The following is a 22,490-nucleotide window of genomic DNA, read 5'->3' on the forward strand; positions in this document are numbered from 1 at the left end:
GAGGTCGAGCCTGTCGAGACCCCCACACACGGGAGGTCGAGCTTGTCGAGACCCCTCGCCGAGCAGCGCCGGGACGGTCTCGACAAGCTCGACCACCGGAACACCAGGTCTCGACAAGCTCGACCACCGGAACACCAGGTCTCGACAGGCCCGACCACCGGTGGGTCGCTACTCCACGGGGACGCGTGCCTCGATCTCCGCGAGCCACGCTGCCGGGGAGGCGTCGGAGGGCATCCGCCAGTCGCCGCGGGGCGACATGGTGCCGCCGTTGGAGACCTTGGGACCGTTGGGCAGCGCCGAGCGCTTGAACTGGTTGGCGAAGAACCGCTTCACGAACACCTCGAGCCAGGAGCGGATCTCCTTCATCTCGTAGGCCATCCGCTTCTCCTCCGGGAAGCCTGGAGGCCACTCGCCGGCGTCGATGTCGTGCCAGGCGTTCCAGGCCAGGTAGGCGATCTTCGAGGGCGTGAAGCCGTGGCGGACGGTGTGGTAGAGCGTGAAGTCCTGCAGGGCGTACGGGCCGATCTTCTGCTCCGTCGACTGCATCTCCTCCCCCGGCACGAGCTCGGGCGAGATCTCCTGGTCGAGGATCGCCTGGAGCACTGCGTCAATAGCGCCCTGGTCGCTCGGCCCCTCCTCGAACTGGGAGGTGGTGATCACCCAGCGGATCAGGTGCTGGATCAGCGTCTTCGGCACGCCGGCGTTGACGTTGTAGTGGGACATCTGGTCACCGACGCCGTAGGTGGCCCAGCCGAGCGCGAGCTCGGAGAGGTCGCCGGTGCCAAGGACGATGCCGCCACGCTGGTTGGCGATGCGGAAGAGGAAGTCGGTGCGCAGCCCCGCCTGGACGTTCTCGAAGGTCACGTCGTAGACCGGCTCGCCCTCGCCGGCCGGGTGGCCGATCTCCTTGAGCATCTGGGTGGCGGTGGGGCGGATGTCGAGGGTCTCGTAGGTGGTGCCGAGCGCCTCCATCAGCTTGGTCGCGTTGGACTTGGTGTCCTCGGAGGTGGCGAAGCCGGGCATCGTGAACGCCAGGATGTCGCTGGCCGGACGGCCCAGTCGCTCCATCGCCTTGGCGGCGACGATCAGCGCGTGGGTGGAGTCGAGGCCGCCCGAGACCCCGATGACGATCTTGGTGTCCGGGCCGATGGACTGCAGCCGCTTCTCCAGGCCGGAGACCTGGATGTTGTAGGCCTCGTAGCACTCCTGGGCGAGCTTGGCGGGGTCGTCGGGGACGAAGGGGAACCGGTCGACCTTGCGGCGCAGGCCGTTGCCGGTCATCGGTGGCGCGAGCTCGAACTCGATCTCGGAGTGGAAGACGCCCTCGGCACGGCGGTTGTCGTCGAAGGTGCCCTGCCGGATCCGCTCGGCGCGGATGCGCTCCAGGTCGACGTCGACCACGGTACGCCGCGGCCCGTCGGGGAACCGCTCGGTCTCGCCGAGCAGCTCGCCGAGCTCGTAGACCATCGTCTGGCCGTCCCAGGACAGGTCGGTGGTGGACTCACCTGGCCCGGCCGCGGTGAAGACGTACGCAGCCGAGCAGCGCGCGCTGGCCGACTGGACCAGGAGCCGACGGGCGTCGGCGCGCCCCACGGTGATCGGGCTGGCAGAGAGGTTGAGCAGCACGGTCGCACCCGACAGCGCGGCCTTGGCGCTCGGCGGCACCGGGACCCACATGTCCTCGCAGACCTCGACGTGGAGGACGAGGTCCTTGATGTCGGTGGACCGGAAGAGCAGCTGGGTGCTGAGCGGCACCTCCTCGCCGCCGAGCATGATGGTGCCGTCGATGCCCTCGCCCGAGCCGTACCAGCGGCGCTCGTAGAACTCGCGGTAGGTCGGCAGGTTGGTCTTCGGCACCACGCCGAGCACCTCGCCGCCGTGGATCACGACCGCGGTGTTGAGCACCCGGTCGCGGTGGCGCAGCGGGGCCCCGACGACGATCACCGGCAGCAGCTCCTCGGAGGCCACCACGATCGCACTGATCGCGGCGGTCACCGCGTCGAGGAGGGTCCGCTGCAGGACGAGATCCTCGATCGAGTAGCCCGAGAGACACAGCTCCGGGAACACCGCGACCGCGACCCCCTCCTCGCTGCACTCGCGCGCCTGCGCGATCACCTCGCGGGCGTTGGCAGCCGGGTCGCCGACCGAGATCGGGATCGTGCACGCCGCGACCCGCGCGAAGCCATGGGAATAGGCGGAGTAGAAGTCCACGTCGCCGAGTCTAGGTGTGACCGGTTGCCCTGTCGGGGAAGCCCGCCCCTCAGCCGCCCAGATGCTCCGAGCGCAGCCGGGACATCACGATCGCGTCGACGTACTCGCCGTCGTAGCGCAGCGCTTCGCGCTGGACGCCCTCGACGGTGAACCCGGCCTTCTCGTAGGTCCGCCTGGCTCGCGGGTTGAACGCGTAGACGCACAGCTCGATGCGGTTCAGCGCGGTGGTGCGGAAGGCGTGGTCGACGATCAGCCGCGTCGCCTCGGTGCCGAGCCCGCGACCACGGCCGTCGGGCCCGAGGAGGATGCGGAAGTTCGCGGACCGGTTGCTCGCGTCGAGCTCGTTGAGGACGATCTCGCCGACCAGCGCGCCGGAGGCCCGGTCGACGACGGCGAGATCGAGGCGGTCCGGCTGAGCATTGCGGGTCGCGTACCACTCCCGCAGACGCTGGTCGGGTACGCCGGTCTCGGCCTCGATCTCCGCGGTGCTGTTCACCGAGCCGGTCAGCCTCAGCACCTCGGGGTCGGCGAGGATCCGCGCCATCGTCTCGACGTCGCCCTCGGCGAAGGGCCGCAGCTCCACCTTCTCCCCGAGGAGCGTGGGTTTGGAGACGAACCACCCGGCCGGGCGCTCCATCACGATCTCCTCGGGGCCGCCGTCGATCGGGCTGGTCTCCATCCCGGTCTCGACGAAGCCGAGCCGCTCGTAGACCGCGTGGGCGCGGCCGTTGCCGACGAGATGGGTGAGGCGTACGGGGAGGTCGCCGGCGCGGGCGATCACCTCGGTCAGCAGCTCGCGGCCGGCACCGCTGCCCTGAGCCTCGGGGAGGACGTAGAGCTTCCAGAGCATCAGGTGGTCCTCGAACGGCGTGTAGGCGGCCATCGCGACGACCCGGTCGTCGGCCTCGGCGACCAGGACGCGGCGGTTCTGGATCCCGGGCAGCACCGCCTCGGGGGACCACCACTTGACGATGCCCTCCTCGACGTAGGCCTCGCCGGTGATGGGCGGGTACGTCGCCCGCCAGGTGGTCACACCGACATGGATCACCGCGTCGAGGTCATCGACCCGCGCCTCTCGCACTCGCATGGCGCGACGATAACCAGGCGCATCGCGCATGTCGTTCGGTTTAGCGTGGCGGAGTGCTGATCAGACGCGAACGCCCCGAGGACGTGGCAGACATCCGTGCGGTCACCGCCGCAGCCTTCTCAGGTGTGGAGCACTCCGCACCCCCGGTCGAGCCCGACGGGGCGCCCGGTGAGGCGACGCTGGTCGGTTGGCTGCGCGAGGACCCGGGCTGGGTCCCGGAGCTGTCGCTGGTCGCCGAGATCGGCGGCTCGATCGTCGGACATGTCGTGGCGACGCGCGGCGAGCTCGCCGGACGGTCCGCGCTCGGACTCGGGCCGGTCAGCGTCTCCCACGCCCACCAGGGCGCAGGCGTCGGCTCGGCGCTGATGCATGCGGTGCTCGGCGGCGCCGACGCGATGGGCGAGCCGCTCGTCGTGCTGCTCGGCTCCCCTGCCTACTACGCACGGTTCGGGTTCGTCCCCGCCTCCGGGCTCGGCGTCGAAGCACCCGATCCGGCGTGGGGCGACCACTTCCAGGCACGGCCGCTGGCTGCGTACGAACCGGGGCTTCGGGGCACCTTCCGCTACGCGGCTCCGTTCGACCGGCTGTGATCACCGCCACAGCGCCAACGGGTTCATCTGGACCTACGCTGGAGACAGTCCGTGGACTCCATCAGGGAGCTGCGAGATGACACCAGAAAGGCTCGATGATGAGCACGAACCCCTCTGCTGAGGAGACCGCGCCCTACGGCACCGGCCCCGCGGGCAACGCGCCGGCCAAGCCCGTACGCAAGGTGCGCACGCATCATCTTCGCGACATGAAGCAGCGTGGCGAGAAGATCACGATGCTCACCTCCTACGACATGTACTCCGCCCAGATCTTCGACGAGGCCGGCATCGACCTGCTGCTCGTCGGTGACTCGGCCTCCAACAACGTCCTCGGCAACGAGACGTCGCTGCCGGTGACCGTGGACGAGCTGCTGCCGCTGACCCGCGCGGTCTCGCGCAGCGTGAAGCGGGCGATGGTCGTCGGCGACCTGCCCTTCGGCTCCTACCAGGCCTCGCCCGAGCAGGGCTACCTCACCGCGGTGCGGTTCATGAAGGAGGCCGGCGCCCACTGCGTGAAGCTGGAGGGCGGCGCCGAGATGGCCCCGGTGATCAAGAAGCTGACCGAGGGCGGCATCCCCGTCATCGCCCACATCGGCTTCACCCCGCAGTCCGAGCACGTCCTCGGTGGCTACCGCGTCCAGGGCCGCGGCGACACCTCCGACCGCATCATCGACGACGCCAAGGCCGTCCAGGAGGCCGGCGCCTTCGCGGTGGTGATGGAGATGGTCCCCGGCGAGGTCGCCGACCAGATCACCAAGGAGCTCGACATCCCCACGATCGGCATCGGCGCCGGCCCCGACTGCGACGGTCAGGTCCTGGTCTGGCAGGACGCCTTCGGCATGCGCAGCGGCAAGATGGCCCGCTTCGTGAAGCAGTACGTCGACGTGAAGTCGGTGCTCACCGAGGGGGCCGAGGCCTACATCGCTGATGTCAAGGGCTCGACGTTCCCGGGGCCTGAACACACCTTCTGAGGTTGGTTCGAGTAAGCCGGTCTTAGTCCCAGGGATACCCGGTCGACCGGGTATCCCTGGACTTGACGGGCACTGAAACACCCTTCAAGTCCATGAAGTGCCCGTCCAGTCCTCCGCCGAGTCTCACACTTCGAGACCTGGCGTGGGTCAGCGCCGAGCCCGGGCGGCGGCGAGACCGACGAGGCGGGCGACGACGAGTGCGACGTAGAAGACGCCTGCGACCTCCTCGATCATCACGACCGAGCGGGCGTTCGGGAGCACCGGGCTGATGTCGGAGAGGCCGACCGAGGTCAGGGTCGTGAAGGAGAGGTAGAGCAGGTCGAACCACTGGTGGTGGTCGCCGAAGGAACCGGGCCAGATCACCTGGACGGCCGCGTACAGGTAGGCGAAGGCCCAGGCGACCACGGTGAAGGCGGCGCCGGTGGCGAAGAGCTCGTCACGGGTCACGACGTCGTCGTGGAACAGGTAGCGGATCAGCGCGTAGGAGACGAAGAAGTAGAACGGTACGTGGAAGAAGGCCGAGGTCAGCACGACCCAGCCCTCGTTCGGCGCGACCGACTCCCAGATCGCGAAGATCGTGGCAGGGCCGCCGAAGATGACCGCCGCCCAGGAGAAGGCCGGGGTGAGGCGTACGGCGGCCACCGCGGCCAGCAGGAGCAGCAGCTGGACCACGCCGAGGACGGCGCGGCCGGCGGTGGAGCTGTCGAGGAACGGGTAGGCGAGGATCGCCACGAGCTGTCCGAGCAGCAGGACCGCGGAAGGGTGGTTGCGCGCCGCTCGGATCAGGTTCGTCATAAGCGCACAGGGTATGGGGGACCGCTGTAGTTTCGAGGCATGCGCGCCGTTGCCGCCCTGGTCCTCACTCTCGGTCTCGGCTCCACCGCGGCGTGCGCGGGAGACTCCTCCCCGGCCACCACTCCCCCGCCGCTGAACCCTTCGGGCTCGACGAGCCCGTCACCCAGCGCCTCCTCGTCGGCGCCCCCGGCCGTGCTGCCGACCTCCGACCGGGTGCCGCGGCTCGACGTCGAGGTCGTCAACGACGAGCTCGACCATCCGTGGGACGTGGCCGACATCGGCGAGGACCGGTTCTTGATCACCGAGCGCGAACGGGCCGTGCTGGCGCTGGTCGAGAACGGCGAGCGGCGCGAGATCCCGCTGGTGGACAACGACATCTGGGTCTCCGGGGAGACCGGTCTGATGGGCCTGGAGATCGACCCGGACTTCGCCGAGAACCGGCGCATCTACACCTGCCAGGGGTGGAACGACGGCCAGGACGTACGCGTCATCTCCTGGACCCTCGACGCCGGCCTGACCGAGGCGACCCAGGAGCGCACCCTGATCGACGGGTTCCCGACCTCCTCGGGCCGCCACGGCGGCTGCCGGCTGCTGATCAGCTCCGACGGCGCGCTCTGGGTCGGCACCGGTGACGCCGCGAACGAGGAGAACCCGCGCAACCTCGACTCGCTCGGCGCGAAGACCCTGCGACTCGACCCGGAGACCGGGAAGCCCTGGCCGGGCAACCCGTGGGCCGGCGACGAGGGGGCACGACGGTTCATCACGAGCTTCGGCCACCGCAACGTGCAGGGGCTGGCTCAGCGCGCCGACGGCACGATCTGGTCGATCGAGCACGGCACCGACCGTGACGACGAGGTCAACGAGATCACCCTCGGCGGCGACTACGGCTACAACCCCGGGCCCGGCTACGACGAGTCGGTGCCGATGACCGACCAAGGGCTGCCCGGCAAGCAGATCGAGGCGGCCTGGACCTCGGGCAACCCGACCGTCGCCACCGGTGGCGGCACCTTCGTCCCGGTCCAGGAACGGTGGGGCGCCTTCGGCGGCGCGCTCGCGGTCGCCGTGCTCAAGGACCAGGAGCTGCTGATGCTCTCCTTCGACGAGGCCGGCGAGCTCACCGACGACCGTGCGCCGGCGGCGCTGAAGGACTACGGCCGGCTGCGTACGGTCTCGCTGGCCGCCGACGGTGACCTCCTCGTCACCACCGACAACGGCGGCGGCGAGGACGTGCTGCTCCGGGTCACCCCGCGTTGAGGGTCACCCGGAGCCGAGACTCATCGGTCCTCGTTGCCGGCGTCGCCCTCCCAGGCCTTGTCCTCCTTGTCCCAGCGCTCGTTGTTCTCCTGCACCTTCTCCAGCGCCATGGATGCCTCGGCGTGGGAGGCGTAGGGACCGAGGCGGTCCTTGGCCTTGCAGCCCTCGTAGGGCTCGACGGTCTTGTGCTTGAGGCAGTAGTAGTACTCACCTGCGTGCTCGTCGCTCATGTGGCCAACCTACCGTTGTGAAAGATGTTCGCGTGGGCAACAGCGCGGTCACACGGATTTCAGTAGGTTGCCTTCATGAGCCAGATGTTCGATGCCTACGAGACTCGGGATCCGGCCTACGACGAGATGTTCGCCGGCGGCGGGCTCCGGCCTGCCTACCAGCGGCTGGGTGACTCGCTGGGCAGACTCAGCGCCTCGGAGCTGAGCAGCCGGGTCGAGGCGATGCAGGCGAGCTATCTGGACCAAGGCGTGACCTTCGACATCGGCGGCGAGGAGCGTGCCTTCCCGCTCGACATCGTCCCTCGGGTCATCGAGCGCGACGCCTGGGCGACCATCGACAAGGGCGTCCAGCAGCGGGTGAAGGCGCTGGAGCTCTTCCTCGCCGACGTCTACGACGAGGGCAAGGTCTTCGAGGACGGTGTCATCCCGCGCGAGGTGATCACGACCTCCAGCCACTACCACCGTGCTGCCGCGGGCGTGCACCCGGCCAACGGCGTACGCATCCAGGTCTCGGGCATCGACCTGATCCGCGACAACGCGGGTGAGTTCCGGGTCCTGGAGGACAACGTGCGGGTCCCGTCCGGGGTCTCGTACGTGATGACCAACCGCCGTGCGATCTCGGCCGCGCTCCCCGAGACCATCGCCGAGCACCGGATCCGGCCGGTCGCCAACTACCCGCAGAAGCTGCTCGCCGCGCTGCGAGCGGCCGCACCTGCCGGTGTCGCCGACCCGACCGTGGTCGTGCTGACGCCGGGCATCTACAACGGCGCCTACTTCGAGCACGCGCTCCTGGCCCGCACGATGGGGGTCGAGCTCGTCGAGGGGCGCGACCTGGTCTGCCGCAACGGGCAGGTGCTGATGCGTACGACGAAGGGGCTCGCCCCGGTCCACGTGATCTACCGCCGCATCGATGACGACTTCCTCGATCCGGTGCACTTCCGGCCCGACTCGATGCTCGGCTGCGTGGGGCTGATCGACGCCGCCCGGATGGGCAACGTGACGCTGGCCAACGCGGTCGGCAACGGGGTCGCCGACGACAAGCTCGTCTACACCTACATGCCCGACATCATCCGCTACTACCTCGCCGAGGACCCGGTGATCCGCAACGTCGACACCTGGCGGATGGGCGAGGCCTCTTCCCGCGAGGAGGTGCTCGACCGGCTCGACGAGCTCGTGCTCAAGCCCGTCGACGGCTCGGGCGGCAAGGGCATCGTGATCGGGCCCGCAGCCTCCGCGCGCGAGCTCGACGTCCTGCGCGAGAAGATCATGGAGGCCCCGCGCTCCTGGATCGCGCAGCCGGTGGTGCAGCTCTCCACCGTGCCGACCTTCATCGACGGTCACCTCGGCGCTCGCCACGTCGACCTGCGGCCGTTCGCGGTCAACGACGGCGAGAAGGTCTGGGTCCTCCCCGGCGGGCTGACACGGGTCGCGCTCGCCGAGGGCGAGCTGATCGTGAACAGCTCTCGCGGCGGCGGCTCGAAGGACACCTGGGTGCTCGCCGGGCCGACCTCGTCGCGCCGGGTTAACCGGAACCAGTCGCAGTCCCAGTCGCAGTCGCAGTCGCAGTCGCAGAGCCAGGGGGTGGTCTGATGCTGAGCCGCATCGCCGAGTCGATGTTCTGGATCGGTCGCTACGTCGAGCGCGCCGAGGACACCGCACGCATCCTCGACGTGCAGACCCAGCGCATCCTCGAGGACGCCGCCACCGACGAGGAGACGGCCTGCCGCTCGCTGCTCGCGGTGATGGGCACCGACCTCTCCCCCAGTGAGAAGGCCGGCCTGTCGCAGCTGCTGGACAGGCTGGCGTACGACACGACCTCGCCGACCTCGATGGCGTTCGCGCTCGGCGCGGCCCGGGAGGCTGCCCGGGGTGCTCGCGAGACGCTCTCGGTGCCGCTGTGGGAGGCGCTCAACACCACCTACCGGGCGATCCCGGCCGGGCAGTTCAAGCACATGCGGGCGCCGTTCATCTTCGGCTGGGTGCGCGACCGCGTCGCCCAGATCAACGGCACCGCCGACGCCACGATGATGCGCGACGAGTCCTGGCAGTTCCTGATGCTCGGCCGCTACGTCGAGCGCGCCGACATGACCTCCCGGCTGGTCGCGACCACGTCGCTGACCTCGACCGGCGGCGCGTCGCAGTGGAACTCGACGCTGCGCGCGTGTGGTGCGTACGACGCGTTCCTGCGGGTCAACAAGGGGGTCGAGACCGAGCAGGCGGCTGCCGAGTTCCTGCTGCTGGACCGGATCTTCCCGCGCTCGGTGGTGCACGCGCTCCAGCGTGCAGAGGGAGCGCTGGACACGCTGGAGGGTACGACGCGGCGGGCCGGCTTCTCCGACGAGGCTCACCGGCTGATCGGGCGGATGCGCGCCTCGCTGGAGTACCGGCCTCTCCACGACCTCCTGGCCGACCTCCCCGCCGAGATGGAGCGCCTCCAGGTCACCTGCGCCGAGGCCACCGAGGCGGTCACCAAGCGCTACTTCGCGGGCGCCGAGGCGCTCGCCTGGCAGTCGGTCCGAGGAGCCTGAATCGAGATGAGCATGCAGTTCCGCATCGTGCACACCACGACCTTCACCTACGACGGAGCGGCGGTCGCCTCCTACAATCAGGCGCGGCTCTCGCCGCTGACCACGCTCGACCAGATCGTGGTCCACCACCGCATCGACGTCGCGCCGAAGCCGTGGACGTACGAGTACAAGGACTACTTCGGCAACGAGGTCACCGCGATCGAGGTGATCGAGCCCCACCAGGTGCTCAAGGTCTCCGCGACCAGCACCGTGCAGGTCGACCGGAAGCCGGGCGCTGCCCCGGTGCTCACCTGGGAGGAGACCGCCCAGCCGGGGGTCGCCGACCGGTTCGTCGAGTTCCTCGGCCTGCCCGAGCTGGTGGCGCCCGACGAGGAGCTCGCGGCCAGGGTGAAGGCCATCGCCGCCGCGGCAGCGGTCCCGGGCGAGGCGGCGGTCGAGATCGCCCGTGCCATCGCCGACACCGCCTCGCCCGACTCCGCCCACCGGCTGCTGGGGGCGCTGCGTACGGTCGGCATCCCGGCCCGCTACGTCTCCGGCTACGTCTACCCCGGCGGCGCCCACGCCTGGGTGGAGTGGTGGGACGACGGCTGGCACGGCATCGACCCGGCCACCGGCACCGAGCCGGACGACGCCTACGTCGGCGTGGCCACCGGCCGCGACCAGACCGATGTCAAGCCGCTCGGCGGGATCTACTCCGGCCCCGCCGAGCCCACCGTCGACGTCACCGTCGAGATGACCCGCCTAGCCTGACCCGGTGGTCGAGCCTGTCGAGACCCGACCCCCGGAGGTCGAGCTTGTCGAGACCACCCTCAGAGAGAACCCTCGGCCGAGAGCCCGTTGATCACCTTCGCCATCGCGACGTCCCGGCTGGTCACCCCACCGGCATCGTGACTGGTCAGCCGGATCTGGACATACGGGTAGCGCAGGTCGATGTCGGGGTGGTGGTTGGCCTCCTCGGCCTTCGTCCCGATCGCATTGACCAGCGCGAGCCCGGTGACGAAGTCACCGGTGTCCACGCGGGCGACGATGCTGTCGGCGTCGAGAGCGTCACCGGCCGGCTCGAACGTCCAGCCGGTGAGCTGCTCCTCGGCGACCTGCTCGGCGGTGAGGGTCGTGGTGTCAGGTTCCATGCCCCCACCCTGCCACCGCCGTGGGCGGCGCGTCACGCGTGACACCGCCGACCTCACCCCTCGCGCTGCGCGAGCCGGTTGCGTACGCGGTAGACGGCTGCGTGATGGTCGTAGTCGTCGCTCATCACGGCCGCCAGGCGCAGCGGCCCGAGCGCGTCCTCGAGCCGGTCCTGACGCTCCAGGACGCGACCGAGGGAGTGCTGGCTCCAGGCGTCGCTCGGGTCGCGCTCGACCAGCCAGCGCAGCTCGGTCTCGGCCTTCGCCAGCTGCGCGCGCAGCATGTAGGCCCAGGCCCGCATGCTCCGCAGCCCGATGTTGTCGGGGTCGTCGGCCAGCGCCGGCTCCAGGATCTCCAGCGCCTCCACCGGGAAGCGCCGCGAGAGCAGGTCGTGGGCCGTCCGGAAGGCCTCCTCGTGCGCCTGCTGGCCCGGGAAGACCACCGCCGGGGCCACGTACTCGAACTCCTCGTTCTCCGTCATCACACCCTCCGAACGTGATACCCCCAGGCAGTATTCCATCGACCACCGTCCCGGGAGCACCATTGTGACGGTTAGGAGGTGAACGCGCATGCACGCATCAGTCGGCGACCACCTCGTCGTCCTGGGCCAGCACGTGGGCGACCACATGCGAGAGGCCGAGATCATCGAGGTCAGCCACCCCGACGGCAGCCCGCCCTACCTCGTACGCTGGAGCGACAGCGACCACGAATCGCTGGTGTTCCCGGGTCCGGATGCCCATATCGAGCCCGCCGCCCACTAGTCCTGGGACTGCTCCCGTGGAGCCGCGTGAGCTCGACCCTTCTCGTCCGGCTCGACGAGCACGAAGGCGTCTCGGACCCAGCCTGCTGACACAGCACAGGCGGAGAGCCCAGATCCTGGGTCCCCGCCTGCCCCATGTGCATCCCGGCCGACGGATGGCGCCGGCTGGAGGCGCCTACCCGATGCCCAGCTTCACGAAGGCCAGCCAGGCGAGGAGCGGGATCACGCCGATCATGCCGATCGCCCACAGCAGGAGCGACCTGAAGAACAGCCGTTCCTCCTCGGGCTTCGCGCTGGCCATGAGCAGCGCGCCGCTCGTGGACATCGGGCTCGTGTCGACGACCGAGGAGCTGATGGAGATCGCGGTGACGACACCGAGAGCGGAGAGGGTGGGGTCCGCGGCGATCGGCACGACGACCGGGCTGATCACGCCCAGCGTGCCCGTCGTGGAGGCGAAGGCGGAGATGAGGCCGACCACGTAGCTCGTGATGAGCGCAGCGATGGAACCGCTGCCCAGGCTCTCGATGCCTCCCTGGAGGTGCTCGAGCGCGCCCACCGACTCGAGCATCCCGACATAGGTGACGATGCCGGTCACCAGAAGGATCGCCGACCACGGCATGGTGTCGATGGTCCGCTGCTGCACATCAGGGTTCACCACGATGAGAACGACAGCGAGAGCGATCGACGCCACGCCGACATCGAGGCCGAAGACCGTGGTGAGGACGAGGAGGGCCCCGAGACTCACCAGGCTGAGGAGACGCATGGGCGTGACATCCACCTTCTGGGGCAGCGTCTCGGTCCGGGCCGGCTCGGTGAGGACACCGCCCGCTGCCCCGCCGCCGACCCCACCCTGGGGCGCCCCGGACGCCGGCAGGTCGCTCCGGCTCTCGGACCGGCTCTCGGACCGTCCCCCGGCCTGCGTCGCGCGACGGCGGACGAGGGCCTGGACCCCGACGTAGGCGATGACCGCCAGGACGGCGTTGAAGAGGAAGCAGTACACGTACAGCTTCAGGGTGCCGTCCGAAGCCCCCGCCTTGTCCAGCATGACGTTGGCCAGGGCGCCGAACGGGTTGACCGGGGAGAACGCCCCAGCGTTGGCACCTTGGATCACGACGAGGCCCATCGCGAGCGTGCTGATCCCGAACCGGGCGCCGAGCGCCAGCGCGACTGGCGCGACGATGGCGATGGCGGCCGGGGTGAACGCGCCCGCCGAGGCGAGGAGCGCGGTGAGGAGGAACATCAGCACGGCCACGAGGATCCGGTGACCGTTGGCCAGCCGTTCTGCCCAGTAGGCGAGCAGGTCGATCGTGCCTGTCTGCTTGACGATCCCGAAGAGCAGGGTCGCGCCCACGAGGATCAGCAGGAGCTCGGTCGGGAAACCGGCCATCACGTCGTCGAGCGACAGCCCGCCGATGAGGGTGCCGACGCCGAAGGCCGCCACGAGCGCCAGCAGCCCGGCATTGATGCGGGTGAAGCAGCCGATGGCGAAGGCGGCGATCAGGACGAGGAATGCAACCAGGGAGACGGTCATCTCGGCACTCGCCTCACCTGGTGGGGGCGTGCGCGACGAGAGAACCCTGGAGCAAACGCCCGGCGTTGCTGATGGCCGGCTGGTGACCCAGGGCTTGAAGGACCTCGAACGTCGTCGCCGTCGCTGCGGTGATGACCGGCAGACCCAACTCGTCCTCCACCGCCTGCACGGCGTTGAGCGACGGCATCTGGACGCATGCGGACAGGATGATGGCGTCGGCCTCCGAATGACGGAGATCGCGGGCGATCGCCGGCAGGTTGCCCGGGTCGAGACAGCCCACGGCGAGGTTGTCCGAGACCTCGAGGCTGGTCGAGTCGACCACAGTGAACCCGGCACCTTCGATGTACTCGCTCACCATCCTCGTCAGCGGCTTCATGTAAGGCGCCACCATCGCGACGTTGCGGGCGCCGATCGCCTCGAGCGTCCGGACGAGCGCGCCGGCGCTGCTCGTGACGGCCGCCGGCATCCCGTTGCCGGCCGCCGCCTCCCTGATGATCTCCTCCGAGCCGACGTGGGCGCCGGGCCCCTGGGCCATCACGGCGACCAGGCAGGCGTACGCGATGACGTCGACGTCCGCGTCCGAAACGGCGACGGCGCAGTCGGCCGCCTTATCGACCATCGCCAGCAGCTCCTCCTTCGTGACGCTCTTCAGCGTCGCCCGCGCCGAGTGGAAGGTGTAGCGGTGCCCGGTGGCGGCCGACTGGCGACGGAACAGCTCGGGGAGCTCGGTCTCCATGGTGATGTTCGAGCTCGGGACGATCAGTCCGATCCGGGAACTGTCGGCAGCCGCCTGCGGCTTCTGCGCAGCTGAGTCCACGACTCCAGTCGTCATCGGTCAACTCCAAACGTTGTAGGGATGAGAACCCACATTCTGGGTTCTGCGCCCACAATGCAGGTTGGATACATGTGATGTCAACCACTTGCACCCAGATCGTGGGCACGTGCCCTACGATGTGGGCTGTCGATCCACCCTCCAAGAACGGGACGTGGCATGCCCTCAGACGAACGTGACCGAAAGTCCTCCACACTGGTGCTCGGGAAGATCGTCCGGATCCTCGACTGCTTCTCGGTAGATGAGCCCGAGCCCACGTTCCAGGAGATCCTGCGCAAGACCGGACTTCCGTCGAGCACCTGCCAGCGCCTGGTGCAGGACCTGACCAACGAGGGATTCCTCGACCGTGACGGCGACCGGTACCGCGTCGGTATCGCCCTGGTCCGCTGGGCCGCGCCGGGCACGCTCGGCCTCGACGTGGTGCGCGTCATCCAACCGATCCTCACGCGACTTCGGGACGAGACCGGCGAGACCGCGTGCCTCTATGTCAGAGACGGGGTCCACCGGACCGTCGTCGCCGTGGCACAGACGCGCCACGTCGTCATCCGGCCCTTCATGGTCGGCATGGTCATGCCGATCCACGCGGGAGCTCCGGGCAAGATCTTCCTCGCCTTCGACCCCGAGGCGCGCGAGGACCTGGAGATGAGCGGCGAGCTGGCGACGTTCACGTCCAGCACCCCTGACAGCATGAAGCTGCTCGACGAGCAGATCGCCACCGCACGCGAGCAGGGCTACTACGCCGCGTTCGGAGAACGACACCCCGACGTCGCCTCGATCAGCGCCCCGGTCTTCGACCACGCTCGAAACCTCGCCGCCGTCATCGGCCTCGGCTTCCCGACGCAGCGCGTGACGCCCGAGGCTGTGGACGAGCTCGCCGGCCCCGTGATCCAGGCAGCACGCGACGCCAGCGCGCAGCTCGGTTTCGACGACGGTCCGCTCCCCCAGAGGTAGACGACACCTCGGGAAACGGATCCGGATGCCCGGGTCGGGCCCGCCGCACACTAGACTTTTGGATCGGACGGGCTGGCCGGGCGATCGCGTCGTCTCCTCGCTTCGCGGGGTGGCGTCGAGGAAAGTCCGGGCTCCACAGGACAGGGTGGTGGCTAACGGCCACCCGGGGTGACCCGCGGGACAGTGCCACAGAGAACAGACCGCCGCTGCCTTCCAGGTAGCGGTAAGGGTGAAACGGTGGGGTAAGAGCCCACCAGTCCTCGTGGTGACACGAGGAGCTAGGTAAACCCCACCCGGAGCAAGGCCAGACAGCATGCGCCCGAGGGCTGTCCGCCCGAGCATGCGGGTAGGTTGCTAGAGACCATCGGCAACGATGGCCCGAGATGGATGATCGCCGATCACAGAACCCGGCTTACAGGCCAGCCCGTCCGCCTTCTCTCCACGGCCTGAGTGCCGTCCCCATTCCGGGGGAACTGACCAGCACACGCCTGCACACCTGGACGTCAGCAAGGAGACTCGGCTCGCGACCGCCCGCGTTCACGGGAGCATGGGCGGCCCCATGCGAAGAGCCTGCAGAAAGGAGCAGCGTCGTGGTCAGGCCTCCTCCGTCGACTCGGCTCCCCCATGTCTCGATCGAGGGCGAGCCGACGCCGGCGGCGAGGTCGTCGAGTGTCCGGGCAGCGTGAGGGCGGGGCCGCCGGCGGAGCGAGCGCGTGGATCGACCTCTACTGGCTCCCGCTCGGCGCCGGGGATCGCCTCGTGCGCGGCAACGGGCGGGCGTACGAGTGGTGGACGGCGCTACGCGAACGCCGAGCGGCGCTGGGGCTGTACCACTGCGCACTCATGGTGCACCACGACGGCGTCGGCTACGCGGTCGAGATGGGGCCGGCGTGGAACGCGCCGCCGGGCCGCAGCGGCGTCGTGTGCGAGGGTTCGGTCGGGACCGGCTGGCTCGGACGGTTCGCGCTGTTCCGCTACGAGGTGCGCTGCTGGCCCGGCGGCACCGTCGCCGATGTCGCCGAGGCGGTGGGAGAGCCCGGTGCGGGCCACCGAGGACCCGCTGCAGGTCGCAGAAGTGCTTCGTGTGGTCCCCGAGGTCCCGGCGCTGACCTGGGGACGGGACGAGATCGGCGCGGGCGACATGTGGAACTCCAACTCGCTGGTCTCCTGGGCGCTGGCCCGAGGGGGCCTCGACATGGAGACGATCAGGCCACCGGCGAACGGCCGGCTTCCTGGCTGGGCAGCAGGTCTCACCCTGGCCCGGCGCCAGGTCAGCGGCGTCTCGTCCGGGCAGTAGCCGGTGCGCTGCGCGGGTCCTCGGGCCAGGAGTGCTTGGGATAGCGCCCGCGCAGGTCGGCGCGTACGCCCGGGTAGCCGTTGTCCCAGAAGGACTCCAGGTCCGCGGTGACCGCGGCGGGGCGCTGAGCCGGAGAGAGCAGGTGGAGCAGGAGCGGGACCCGGCCGTCCGCCAGCGTCGGCACGTCGGTCCACCCGAAGACCTCCTGCAGCCGGACGGCGAGCACGGGCTGCTCCTGCGAGTAGTCGATGCGTACGGTCGACCCGCTGGGGACCTGCACGCGCTCGGGCGCCAGCTCGTCGAGCCGGCCCGCCTGGGGCCACGGCAGCAGCCCGCGGAGCGCGGCGGCGACGTCGATGCGGCGCAGGTCCTGCGCCGACCGGACCCGCGCGAGCTGCGGCCCCAGCCACGAGTGGAGGTCCTCGGTCAGTGCTTCGTCGCTGACGTCCGGCCAGGGATCACCGAGCGCGCGGTGGAGGAAGTCGAGGCGGTCGCGGAGCGCGGTGGCCGCTGTCGTCCAGGTGAGCAGCGCGATCCCCTCGCTCTCGATCGCCTGCCGGATCGCCTCTGCCACCGCCTCGGCGGGCGGGTCCTCGAGCGGGACCGAGGAGAGCTCGATCGCGCCCAGGAGCGTACGTCGCCGGGCCACCACCCGCCCCGAGGACCAGGTGACCTCGTCGGCCTCGGTCCACATCGACCCCGCCGCCTCCAGCGCCAGGTCCTCGGTGATCGGGGCCGCCGCCCGGATCCGGGCGTCGCGCTGGCCCGGCCGCCGCTCGGCGTCGCCCACCGCGAGCCACTCCAGGCCGGCCAGCGGCCCCGGGTCGCGAGGAACGAACGACGCGCCCGTGCCGGACGCCATCAGATAGCTGGAGCCGCCGGAGCGCTTGCGCGCGATGCGGTCCGGGTGCGCCAGCGCCACCACCAGTCCGACCACCACGTCGTCGGTGAGCGAGCCGGCGTCGTCGGCGGCCTCCTCGACGATGGCCTTCAGCCGGGCCACCTGGCTGCGCCACAGGCCCGCCTGCCGGCCGCCGCGCAGCGACCGGAGCGCGGCGACCAGGTCGCCACCCGGAGCGCGGACGTCCTCGCTCAGCATCGCGACCACCTCCGCGGCGCGCCTCGCTCCGACGAGCCCGGCGCCGTCGATGAGCGCCCGCGCCAGCCGGGGGTCGGCCGGGACGCCGGCGATCACCCGGCCTCGCGGGGTGGCCCGCCCGTCCTCGGTCATCGCACCCAGCTCGACGAGCACCTCCCTGGCGGCCCGCAACGCGTGCACAGGAGGCTGGTCGAGCAGCGCGAGCTCACCCACGTCGCCACTCCCCCAGCAGGCCACCTCGAGGGCGAAGGCGGACAGGTCGGCGGTGGCGATCTCGGGCTCCGGGTGGGCGGCCAGGTGCGCATGCTCCGCCTCCGACCAGCACCGCAGCACGGCACCTGGCCCCAGACGCCCGGCTCGCCCTGCCCGCTGCTCGGCCGCCGCCCGGCTGACCGCGACGGTGACCAGGGAGCCCAGGCCCCGACGGTGGTCGGTCCGCGGCTCGCGGGAGAACCCGGCGTCCACCACGACGCGTACGCCGGGCACGGTCAGCGATGACTCGGCCACCGCGGTGGAGATAATCACCCGCCGTCGCGGGCCCTCGCTGAGCGCGCGGTCCTGCTCCGCGCCGGGCAGGCGGCCGTGCAGCGGGTGCACGGCCGCGTCGACACCGGCGAGGCGTCGTACGGTCGCCTCGACCTCGGCCACGCCCGGCACGAAGACCAGGACGTCACCCTCGTGCTCGGCGAGCGCGCGGCGTACGGTCGCGGCGACGTGGTCGTGGAAGGCCGGGGTGATCCCGCGGTCGTCGGTGCGTCGCCTGCCGGGCGGCAGCGGGCACCAGACCGTCTCGACCGGGTGCAGGGCTCCCGGGACCGTGATCACGGGGGCGTCGCCCAGCAGCTGGGCCGTCTTCTCGGCCTCGATCGTGGCCGACATCGCGACGAGGGCCAGGTCGTCGCGCAGGTTGGCCCGGATGTCGACGAGCAGCGCCAGGGTCAGGTCGGCGTCGAGGTGACGCTCGTGCACCTCGTCGAGCACGACGGCTCCGACTCCGGCCAGCTCGGGATCGCGCTGGATACGCCGGAGCAGCAGGCCGGTCGTGACCACCTCGACTCGGGTGCGACGGCTGCTGCGCCGGTCGCCGCGTACGGAATAGCCGACTGTCTCCCCCACGGGCTCGCCCAGGAGGTGGGCCAGCCGGCGGGCGGCGGCACGGGCTGCGATGCGGCTGGGCTGGGTGACGACGACCCGGCCGTCGACGGCGTCGGCCACCGCGGGCGGGACCAGCGTCGTCTTGCCGGTGCCGGGCGGCGCATGGACCACCGCGACCGCGCGCGTGCGGAGCGCCTCGCCGAGCTCGGCCAGCCCCGCGGTGACCGGGAGGTCGGGCGGTGCGGAGAGCAGGGTACGCAGCGGGTCGGACACCCCTGCAGTGTGCCTGACTCACGCAACCGCCTTTGGAAGACAAAGACACCATCCAGAACACGTACGCAACCCTCAGAAGTCGTTTAATCTTGAACCGTGGCGTACACACGAAAACTGTCTCACGGCGAAAAGCGCATGAACTTCTTCACGTCCGAGAAAGGGCGTGACCGTGCCAACGCACTCAGAGCGATCGAGGGCCTTCAGCAGGGCGACCAGTCTCTAGCGCATCTCTCCTACCAGTCGGGTCTCATGCTCGAACAGACGAACCTTCTCCGCTACATGGCCGACCGACTGTTCGCTATCGAGCGGGAACTGCACGCCCTGAAGCAGGCAACGAGCACCCCAAGTGCATCTAGCGACGTCACCCCAACGGCATCCACTCCCCCACCGCCGCCGCCCGTCTGACCGACTACTCGACTTGCCTACCTGGTCCGCCGCATCGCCCACTCGCGCACGCGATCCGTACGTTCGCCGAATCCGTGCCGACAGTTCTCCCTGCCTTAACGCCCAAGCCTAAGGATGAACCGGACGCCGCTTCGAAGCTCTTCGGGTCATCTATGTCTTCGGTTGGCCAGTAACGTTCGCCAGCCGCGCCAGTGCAACGTCCAGGTCAGCCAGAACGTTGGGCCAGGTCGATTCAGCCGACGGGTCGCGGTGGGCGAAGCTGCCGGCGAGCTCGAGGCTGATGTAGCCGTGGATGAGGCTGGACATCAGGCGGACGGCGTACGTCTCGTCGGCCTCGGCCACTCCGTAGCTGCGGGTGACAGCGAGGGCCAGGTCGGCGTTGCGGCGGCCGGCGGCGATGGCGTCGGCCAGGGACGGAGGGGCATCGGCGCCCGCGACAGCGGGGACGCGTTGGCGGGTCGTGGCGTCGTAGCGGCCCGGCGAGCGGCGGGCGAAGTCGCGGGTGGCGTCGGCATAGGCAACGAGGAGGTCGCGGCCGGAGCGGTCGGCCATGGCTGCGGTGGTGGCGTCGGCGAGCTCGTGGAGGACGTACGCGGTGACGTCGGTGCGGAGGTCGGTGAGGCTCGAGATGTGGGAGTAGAGGGTCGGCGACCTGACGCCGAGATGCCGGGCGAGGACCGAGACGGTGACGGCGTCGAAGCCCAGCTCGTCGGCCAGGTCGGCGGCAGCGGCGATCACGTCGCGACGGTTCAGTCCTGGACGGCCCATCGATGTCCTCCCGAATAACGAGTTGCCTACAAGATGTAGGAAACCTAGCATCAACGACATGAAGCCGCTGACCGAGATCGACGTACGCTCCTCATTCGTCAACCTCACCAAGGGCGCCACCAAGCGCCTCAATCTCCCCGCTGACCTGGCCGAACGGCCGTGGGAGGAGCTCGACTACCTCGGCTGGCAGGACCCGAAGGCGCCACAGAACCACTACCTCGTCACCGAGCACGACGGCCGGCTCTGCGGGGTCGCCCTGCGTGCTTCCCGCGAGACGCGGGGGCCGCGGAAGACGATGTGCGCACTGTGCACCACCGTCGGCGACGTCGCACTCCTGGTCGCCAACCGCGCCGGCCGCGCCGGGCAGGACGGCAACTCGGTCGGCACCTACATCTGCGCCGACCTCGACTGCTCGCTCAAGGTCCGCGGCAAGCGCAAGCTCGACTCCGCGGTCGTCCACGAGACCCTCAGCGTCGAGCAGAAGGTCGACCGGCTGGTCGGCAACCTCGACTCGTTCGTCGCGCGCGTGCTCCGGCCCGCCTGACGCCTCCCGAGGGACGCCTCGAATCTGCTTGCCTCTCCCCCAGGGGGAGAGTCGAGGATGTGCGCATGAGCGACGCACTGCTGTCCATCGGCACCTTCTCGCGCGCGTCGTCGCTGTCCGTCAAGACCCTGCGCGCCTACCACGCGCAGGGTCTGCTCGTGCCGGCGGCGATCGACCCGGAGACGGGCTTTCGACGGTACGCCGCGGGGCAGCTCGCCGACGCGGCGATCATCCGCCGGCTGCGCGGTCTGGAGGTTCCGCTCGCCGACATCGCCACGATCGTGGCGGCTCGTGACCCCGAGGTCACGGCATCGACGCTCGCCGGCCATGCCGCGCGGATGCGCGAGCGCGCGCAGCGGGTCGAGCAGATCGTCCAGGACCTGCACTCGGCGCCGCCGGCCTCGTGGACGCCGCCGCGGCTGACCGACATCCCCGCGATGACCGCGGTCGGGGTCACCGGCACCGTGATCGACGGTGACTACACCGGCTTCCTGGAGCCTGCGTACGCCCGACTCGAGGAGGCCTGCCGTAGCGAGCGGATCGATGTGGCGGGGCCGGCCTCGGCGCTGTACGACGCGGAGTTCATCGACGAGGCGGAGCAGGAGGTCACGGCGTACTTTCCGGTGCTTACCGGCGTCGCTCCTGCAGGCACCATCCTGCTTCACCTCCCGCCGGTCACCGCCGCCGTGATCACGCACATCGGCGACCTCTCGACGCTGGAGGAGACCTACGACCTCCTCGGCGCCTGGGTCGCCCACCACGGGACCCCGACCGGGCAGCCGGTCCGCGAGATCTACGTCGCCCACGACTCCGACGGCGCTCCGCCGTCGGCCCACCAGACCGACCTGGTCTGGCCACTCACCCCTCGAAAGGAAAGCCGATGACCCTGACGCTCGGCGCCATCAGCTTCGACTGCTCCGACGCGCTGCGTACCGCCACCTTCTGGTCCCACGTGCTCGAGCGCCCGCTCGACGAGGGCAGCACCGAGGAGTTCAGCTCCATCGGGCTCAAGCAGCCCACGCCGGGTGCGGAGGCCTGGCTGTTCGCGCGGGTGCCTGAGGCGCGGCAGGTGAAGAACCGCGCCCACCCCGACCTCGTCGCCGATGATCGTGACGCTGAGGTCGCTCGGCTGGTCGGGCTGGGTGCGACTGCTCTGGACGAGCATGACGAGATCGGGATCCGGTGGACCGTCTTGCGGGATGTCGAGGGGAACGAGTTCTGCGTGTCTGCTGATCACTGAGGGGTCTCGACAAGCTCGACCTCCGGTGGGGCGGGCGGGTCTCGACAGGCTCGACCTCCGGAGGATCAGTCAGCCGGCTCGGCGGACGATGCGCTCCATGTCGGTGATGATCACGCCGCGGGACTCGAGCTTGACCCAGCCCTTGGCGGCGAAGTCGGCGAGGGCCTTGTTGACGGTCTCTCGCGCGGCGCCGACGAGCTGGGCGAGCTCTTCCTGCGTCAGGTCGTGGCGTACGCGGAGGCCTTCGTCGGTCTCCTGGCCGAACCGCTCCGCGAGGTCGAGGAGCGCCTTCGCCACTCGGCGGGGAGCGTCGGCGAAGACGAGGTCGCCGATCACGTCGTTGGCCTTGCGCAGGCGGCCGGAGAGCAGCGCGAGCAGGCCGCGGGTCACGCTCGGGCGGCCGTCGAGCCAGGTCAGCAGGTCGTCGTGGCTGAGCGAGGCGAGCTCCACCTGGTCGGTGACGGCGGTGACCGTCGAGGAGCGGAGGCCCGGGTCGAAGAGCGAGAGCTCACCGAAGACCTGGCCCGGGCCGAGGATGGCCAGCACGCTGTCCTGACCGGTGGACGAGGCGCGGCTCAGCTTCACCTTGCCCGAGGTCACGGCGTAGAGCCGGTCGGCGGCGTCTCCCTCGTGGAACAGCACCTGGCCACGCTTGATGGTGTCCTGGCGCATCATCGCGAGCACGGCCGACATCGACTCGTCGTCCAGCTCGCTGAAAAGCGGTGCGTGCCGGAGCACGTCTTGATCCATTGTTCAGCCGCTCCTGTCGTCGTTTGGCCGAACTCCCAGCGTACTGAGTCGGAGGGGCTGGGCTGGCTTGTAGGAGTGCGTTGTTCGCCACAGTCGGTGTTCCGGTGAGGGTGGTCTCGACAAGCTCGACCACCGGAGACCAGCTCGACCACCG

Annotated in this window: 24 protein-coding genes and 1 other RNA gene; 14 read left to right on the plus strand and 11 right to left on the minus strand. The window is 70.0% G+C overall.

Annotated features, from left to right (window positions below; translation table 11 throughout):
* Positions 1–168: 168 nt before the first annotated feature.
* Positions 169–2,211 (minus strand): NAD(+) synthase, encoded by a 2,043-nt coding sequence (locus IEY81_RS21530; protein WP_189120548.1) that lies wholly within the window; start codon positions 2,209–2,211, stop codon positions 169–171.
* Positions 2,212–2,260: 49 nt separating this feature from the next.
* Entirely contained in the window at positions 2,261–3,298 is a 1,038-nt protein-coding gene (locus tag IEY81_RS21535) for a GNAT family N-acetyltransferase (RefSeq protein ID WP_189120549.1), read from the minus strand.
* Between the two features lie 53 nt (positions 3,299–3,351).
* On the opposite strand from IEY81_RS21535, the gene IEY81_RS21540 reads away from it, so the two are divergent.
* Together IEY81_RS21540 and panB are read left to right on the plus strand one after the other, a co-directional pair.
* Positions 3,352–3,888, plus strand: coding sequence for a GNAT family N-acetyltransferase (locus IEY81_RS21540; protein WP_189120550.1), 537 nt, complete (start codon positions 3,352–3,354; stop codon positions 3,886–3,888).
* 95 nt (positions 3,889–3,983) lie between these two features.
* On the plus strand, positions 3,984–4,856 hold the full coding sequence (gene panB / locus IEY81_RS21545; protein WP_189120551.1) for a 3-methyl-2-oxobutanoate hydroxymethyltransferase: 873 nt from the start codon (positions 3,984–3,986) through the stop codon (positions 4,854–4,856).
* A gap of 147 nt (positions 4,857–5,003) precedes the next feature.
* Here the strand turns inward: panB and IEY81_RS21550 are convergent, their stop codons facing one another.
* The gene (locus IEY81_RS21550; protein WP_189120552.1) at positions 5,004–5,651 is read right to left on the minus strand and encodes an ion channel; all 648 of its coding nucleotides are present in this window, start codon (positions 5,649–5,651) and stop codon (positions 5,004–5,006) included.
* 39 nt (positions 5,652–5,690) lie between these two features.
* Between IEY81_RS21550 and IEY81_RS21555 the strand changes: the two genes are divergently transcribed.
* Entirely contained in the window at positions 5,691–6,905 is a 1,215-nt protein-coding gene (locus IEY81_RS21555; protein WP_189120553.1) for a PQQ-dependent sugar dehydrogenase, read from the plus strand.
* 20 nt (positions 6,906–6,925) lie between these two features.
* Here IEY81_RS21555 and IEY81_RS21560 read toward each other — a convergent pair whose 3' ends face one another.
* Positions 6,926–7,135, minus strand: coding sequence for a hypothetical protein (locus tag IEY81_RS21560; protein ID WP_189120554.1), 210 nt, complete (start codon positions 7,133–7,135; stop codon positions 6,926–6,928).
* A gap of 75 nt (positions 7,136–7,210) precedes the next feature.
* Between IEY81_RS21560 and IEY81_RS21565 the strand changes: the two genes are divergently transcribed.
* From IEY81_RS21565 to IEY81_RS21575, 3 genes are read left to right on the plus strand one after another with little or no spacing between them, the layout of a single operon-like run.
* A complete protein-coding gene (locus IEY81_RS21565; protein WP_189120555.1) occupies positions 7,211–8,725 on the plus strand; it encodes a circularly permuted type 2 ATP-grasp protein in 1,515 nt (504 codons plus the stop codon).
* Entirely contained in the window at positions 8,725–9,663 is a 939-nt protein-coding gene (locus tag IEY81_RS21570; protein WP_189120556.1) for an alpha-E domain-containing protein, read from the plus strand. The genes IEY81_RS21565 and IEY81_RS21570 overlap by 1 nt, the downstream gene beginning before the upstream one ends.
* Before the next feature lie 6 nt (positions 9,664–9,669).
* The gene (locus IEY81_RS21575; RefSeq protein ID WP_189120557.1) at positions 9,670–10,413 is read left to right on the plus strand and encodes a transglutaminase family protein; all 744 of its coding nucleotides are present in this window, start codon (positions 9,670–9,672) and stop codon (positions 10,411–10,413) included.
* 59 nt (positions 10,414–10,472) lie between these two features.
* Here IEY81_RS21575 and IEY81_RS21580 read toward each other — a convergent pair whose 3' ends face one another.
* Both IEY81_RS21580 and IEY81_RS21585 read right to left on the minus strand, forming a co-directional pair.
* Positions 10,473–10,793: a 4a-hydroxytetrahydrobiopterin dehydratase gene (locus IEY81_RS21580; protein ID WP_189120558.1), complete on the minus strand. Its 321-nt coding sequence runs from the start codon at positions 10,791–10,793 to the stop codon at positions 10,473–10,475.
* Between the two features lie 53 nt (positions 10,794–10,846).
* A complete protein-coding gene (locus tag IEY81_RS21585; protein WP_229788067.1) occupies positions 10,847–11,272 on the minus strand; it encodes a tetratricopeptide repeat protein in 426 nt (141 codons plus the stop codon).
* Between the two features lie 88 nt (positions 11,273–11,360).
* Between IEY81_RS21585 and IEY81_RS21590 the strand changes: the two genes are divergently transcribed.
* Positions 11,361–11,552 carry a DUF1918 domain-containing protein gene (locus IEY81_RS21590; RefSeq protein WP_189120560.1) on the plus strand — a complete coding sequence of 64 codons (192 nt, stop codon included), beginning with the start codon at positions 11,361–11,363 and terminating at the stop codon, positions 11,550–11,552.
* A gap of 174 nt (positions 11,553–11,726) precedes the next feature.
* On the opposite strand, the gene IEY81_RS21595 is transcribed toward IEY81_RS21590, so the two are convergent.
* Both IEY81_RS21595 and IEY81_RS21600 read right to left on the minus strand, forming a co-directional pair.
* Entirely contained in the window at positions 11,727–13,082 is a 1,356-nt protein-coding gene (locus IEY81_RS21595) for an SLC13 family permease (RefSeq protein WP_189120561.1), read from the minus strand.
* 13 nt (positions 13,083–13,095) lie between these two features.
* A complete protein-coding gene (locus IEY81_RS21600; RefSeq protein WP_229788068.1) occupies positions 13,096–13,914 on the minus strand; it encodes a maleate cis-trans isomerase family protein in 819 nt (272 codons plus the stop codon).
* A 159-nt stretch (positions 13,915–14,073) separates the two neighbouring features.
* Between IEY81_RS21600 and IEY81_RS21605 the strand changes: the two genes are divergently transcribed.
* The 3 genes from IEY81_RS21605 (at position 14,074) to IEY81_RS21615 (ending at position 16,162) form a co-directional block, all read left to right on the plus strand.
* Positions 14,074–14,865: an IclR family transcriptional regulator gene (locus IEY81_RS21605; protein WP_189120562.1), complete on the plus strand. Its 792-nt coding sequence runs from the start codon at positions 14,074–14,076 to the stop codon at positions 14,863–14,865.
* Positions 14,866–14,933: 68 nt separating this feature from the next.
* An RNA gene (gene rnpB / locus IEY81_RS21610) (RNase P RNA component class A) lies at positions 14,934–15,296 on the plus strand.
* A gap of 608 nt (positions 15,297–15,904) precedes the next feature.
* Complete coding sequence (locus IEY81_RS21615) at positions 15,905–16,162, plus strand: hypothetical protein (protein WP_189120563.1); 258 nt, start codon at positions 15,905–15,907, stop codon at positions 16,160–16,162.
* Here IEY81_RS21615 and hrpB read toward each other — a convergent pair.
* Positions 16,137–18,629, minus strand: a complete 2,493-nt coding sequence (gene hrpB, locus IEY81_RS21620) for an ATP-dependent helicase HrpB (RefSeq protein WP_229788069.1) — start codon at positions 18,627–18,629, stop codon at positions 16,137–16,139. The two genes, IEY81_RS21615 and hrpB, sit on opposite strands and share 26 nt — an antisense overlap.
* Before the next feature lie 96 nt (positions 18,630–18,725).
* Between hrpB and IEY81_RS21625 the strand changes: the two genes are divergently transcribed.
* Complete coding sequence (locus tag IEY81_RS21625) at positions 18,726–19,034, plus strand: hypothetical protein (RefSeq protein WP_189120564.1); 309 nt, start codon at positions 18,726–18,728, stop codon at positions 19,032–19,034.
* A gap of 150 nt (positions 19,035–19,184) precedes the next feature.
* Here the strand turns inward: IEY81_RS21625 and IEY81_RS21630 are convergent, their stop codons facing one another.
* A complete protein-coding gene (locus tag IEY81_RS21630) occupies positions 19,185–19,802 on the minus strand; it encodes a TetR-like C-terminal domain-containing protein (protein ID WP_189120565.1) in 618 nt (205 codons plus the stop codon).
* A gap of 58 nt (positions 19,803–19,860) precedes the next feature.
* Between IEY81_RS21630 and IEY81_RS21635 the strand changes: the two genes are divergently transcribed.
* The 3 genes from IEY81_RS21635 to IEY81_RS21645 all read left to right on the plus strand — a co-directional run bounded on the left by IEY81_RS21635 (position 19,861) and on the right by IEY81_RS21645 (position 21,586).
* Complete coding sequence (locus tag IEY81_RS21635; RefSeq protein WP_189120566.1) at positions 19,861–20,346, plus strand: FBP domain-containing protein; 486 nt, start codon at positions 19,861–19,863, stop codon at positions 20,344–20,346.
* Between the two features lie 65 nt (positions 20,347–20,411).
* The gene (locus IEY81_RS21640) at positions 20,412–21,230 is read left to right on the plus strand and encodes a MerR family transcriptional regulator (RefSeq protein ID WP_189120567.1); all 819 of its coding nucleotides are present in this window, start codon (positions 20,412–20,414) and stop codon (positions 21,228–21,230) included.
* The gene (locus IEY81_RS21645; protein ID WP_189120568.1) at positions 21,227–21,586 is read left to right on the plus strand and encodes a VOC family protein; all 360 of its coding nucleotides are present in this window, start codon (positions 21,227–21,229) and stop codon (positions 21,584–21,586) included. Before IEY81_RS21640 ends, IEY81_RS21645 begins: the two co-directional genes overlap by 4 nt.
* A gap of 69 nt (positions 21,587–21,655) precedes the next feature.
* On the opposite strand, the gene IEY81_RS21650 is transcribed toward IEY81_RS21645, so the two are convergent.
* Positions 21,656–22,336: a Crp/Fnr family transcriptional regulator gene (locus tag IEY81_RS21650; RefSeq protein WP_189120569.1), complete on the minus strand. Its 681-nt coding sequence runs from the start codon at positions 22,334–22,336 to the stop codon at positions 21,656–21,658.
* Between the last annotated feature and the right edge of the window lie 154 nt (positions 22,337–22,490).

Origin of the sequence: Nocardioides luteus (assembly GCF_014648595.1) — a bacterium.
GTDB classification, from domain to species: domain Bacteria; phylum Actinomycetota; class Actinomycetes; order Propionibacteriales; family Nocardioidaceae; genus Nocardioides; species Nocardioides luteus.

Bases quoted from the DNA above. Each gene is read 5' to 3' on its own strand.
- IEY81_RS21645 (WP_189120568.1), top strand. From the start codon at position 21,227: ATGACCCTGACGCTCGGCGCCATCAGCTTCGACTGCTCCGACGCGCTG.
- IEY81_RS21550 (WP_189120552.1), bottom strand. From the start codon at position 5,651: ATGACGAACCTGATCCGAGCGGCGCGCAACCACCCTTCCGCGGTCCTG.
- IEY81_RS21635 (WP_189120566.1), top strand. From the start codon at position 19,861: ATGAAGCCGCTGACCGAGATCGACGTACGCTCCTCATTCGTCAACCTC.
- IEY81_RS21535 (WP_189120549.1), bottom strand. From the start codon at position 3,298: ATGCGAGTGCGAGAGGCGCGGGTCGATGACCTCGACGCGGTGATCCAT.
- IEY81_RS21585 (WP_229788067.1), bottom strand. From the start codon at position 11,272: ATGACGGAGAACGAGGAGTTCGAGTACGTGGCCCCGGCGGTGGTCTTC.
- panB (WP_189120551.1), top strand. From the start codon at position 3,984: ATGATGAGCACGAACCCCTCTGCTGAGGAGACCGCGCCCTACGGCACC.
- IEY81_RS21650 (WP_189120569.1), bottom strand. From the start codon at position 22,336: ATGGATCAAGACGTGCTCCGGCACGCACCGCTTTTCAGCGAGCTGGAC.
- IEY81_RS21580 (WP_189120558.1), bottom strand. From the start codon at position 10,793: ATGGAACCTGACACCACGACCCTCACCGCCGAGCAGGTCGCCGAGGAG.
- IEY81_RS21595 (WP_189120561.1), bottom strand. From the start codon at position 13,082: ATGACCGTCTCCCTGGTTGCATTCCTCGTCCTGATCGCCGCCTTCGCC.
- IEY81_RS21575 (WP_189120557.1), top strand. From the start codon at position 9,670: ATGAGCATGCAGTTCCGCATCGTGCACACCACGACCTTCACCTACGAC.
- IEY81_RS21560 (WP_189120554.1), bottom strand. From the start codon at position 7,135: ATGAGCGACGAGCACGCAGGTGAGTACTACTACTGCCTCAAGCACAAG.
- IEY81_RS21555 (WP_189120553.1), top strand. From the start codon at position 5,691: ATGCGCGCCGTTGCCGCCCTGGTCCTCACTCTCGGTCTCGGCTCCACC.
- IEY81_RS21600 (WP_229788068.1), bottom strand. From the start codon at position 13,914: ATGACGACTGGAGTCGTGGACTCAGCTGCGCAGAAGCCGCAGGCGGCT.
- IEY81_RS21630 (WP_189120565.1), bottom strand. From the start codon at position 19,802: ATGGGCCGTCCAGGACTGAACCGTCGCGACGTGATCGCCGCTGCCGCC.
- IEY81_RS21565 (WP_189120555.1), top strand. From the start codon at position 7,211: ATGAGCCAGATGTTCGATGCCTACGAGACTCGGGATCCGGCCTACGAC.
- IEY81_RS21640 (WP_189120567.1), top strand. From the start codon at position 20,412: ATGAGCGACGCACTGCTGTCCATCGGCACCTTCTCGCGCGCGTCGTCG.
- IEY81_RS21570 (WP_189120556.1), top strand. From the start codon at position 8,725: ATGCTGAGCCGCATCGCCGAGTCGATGTTCTGGATCGGTCGCTACGTC.
- IEY81_RS21605 (WP_189120562.1), top strand. From the start codon at position 14,074: ATGCCCTCAGACGAACGTGACCGAAAGTCCTCCACACTGGTGCTCGGG.
- IEY81_RS21590 (WP_189120560.1), top strand. From the start codon at position 11,361: ATGCACGCATCAGTCGGCGACCACCTCGTCGTCCTGGGCCAGCACGTG.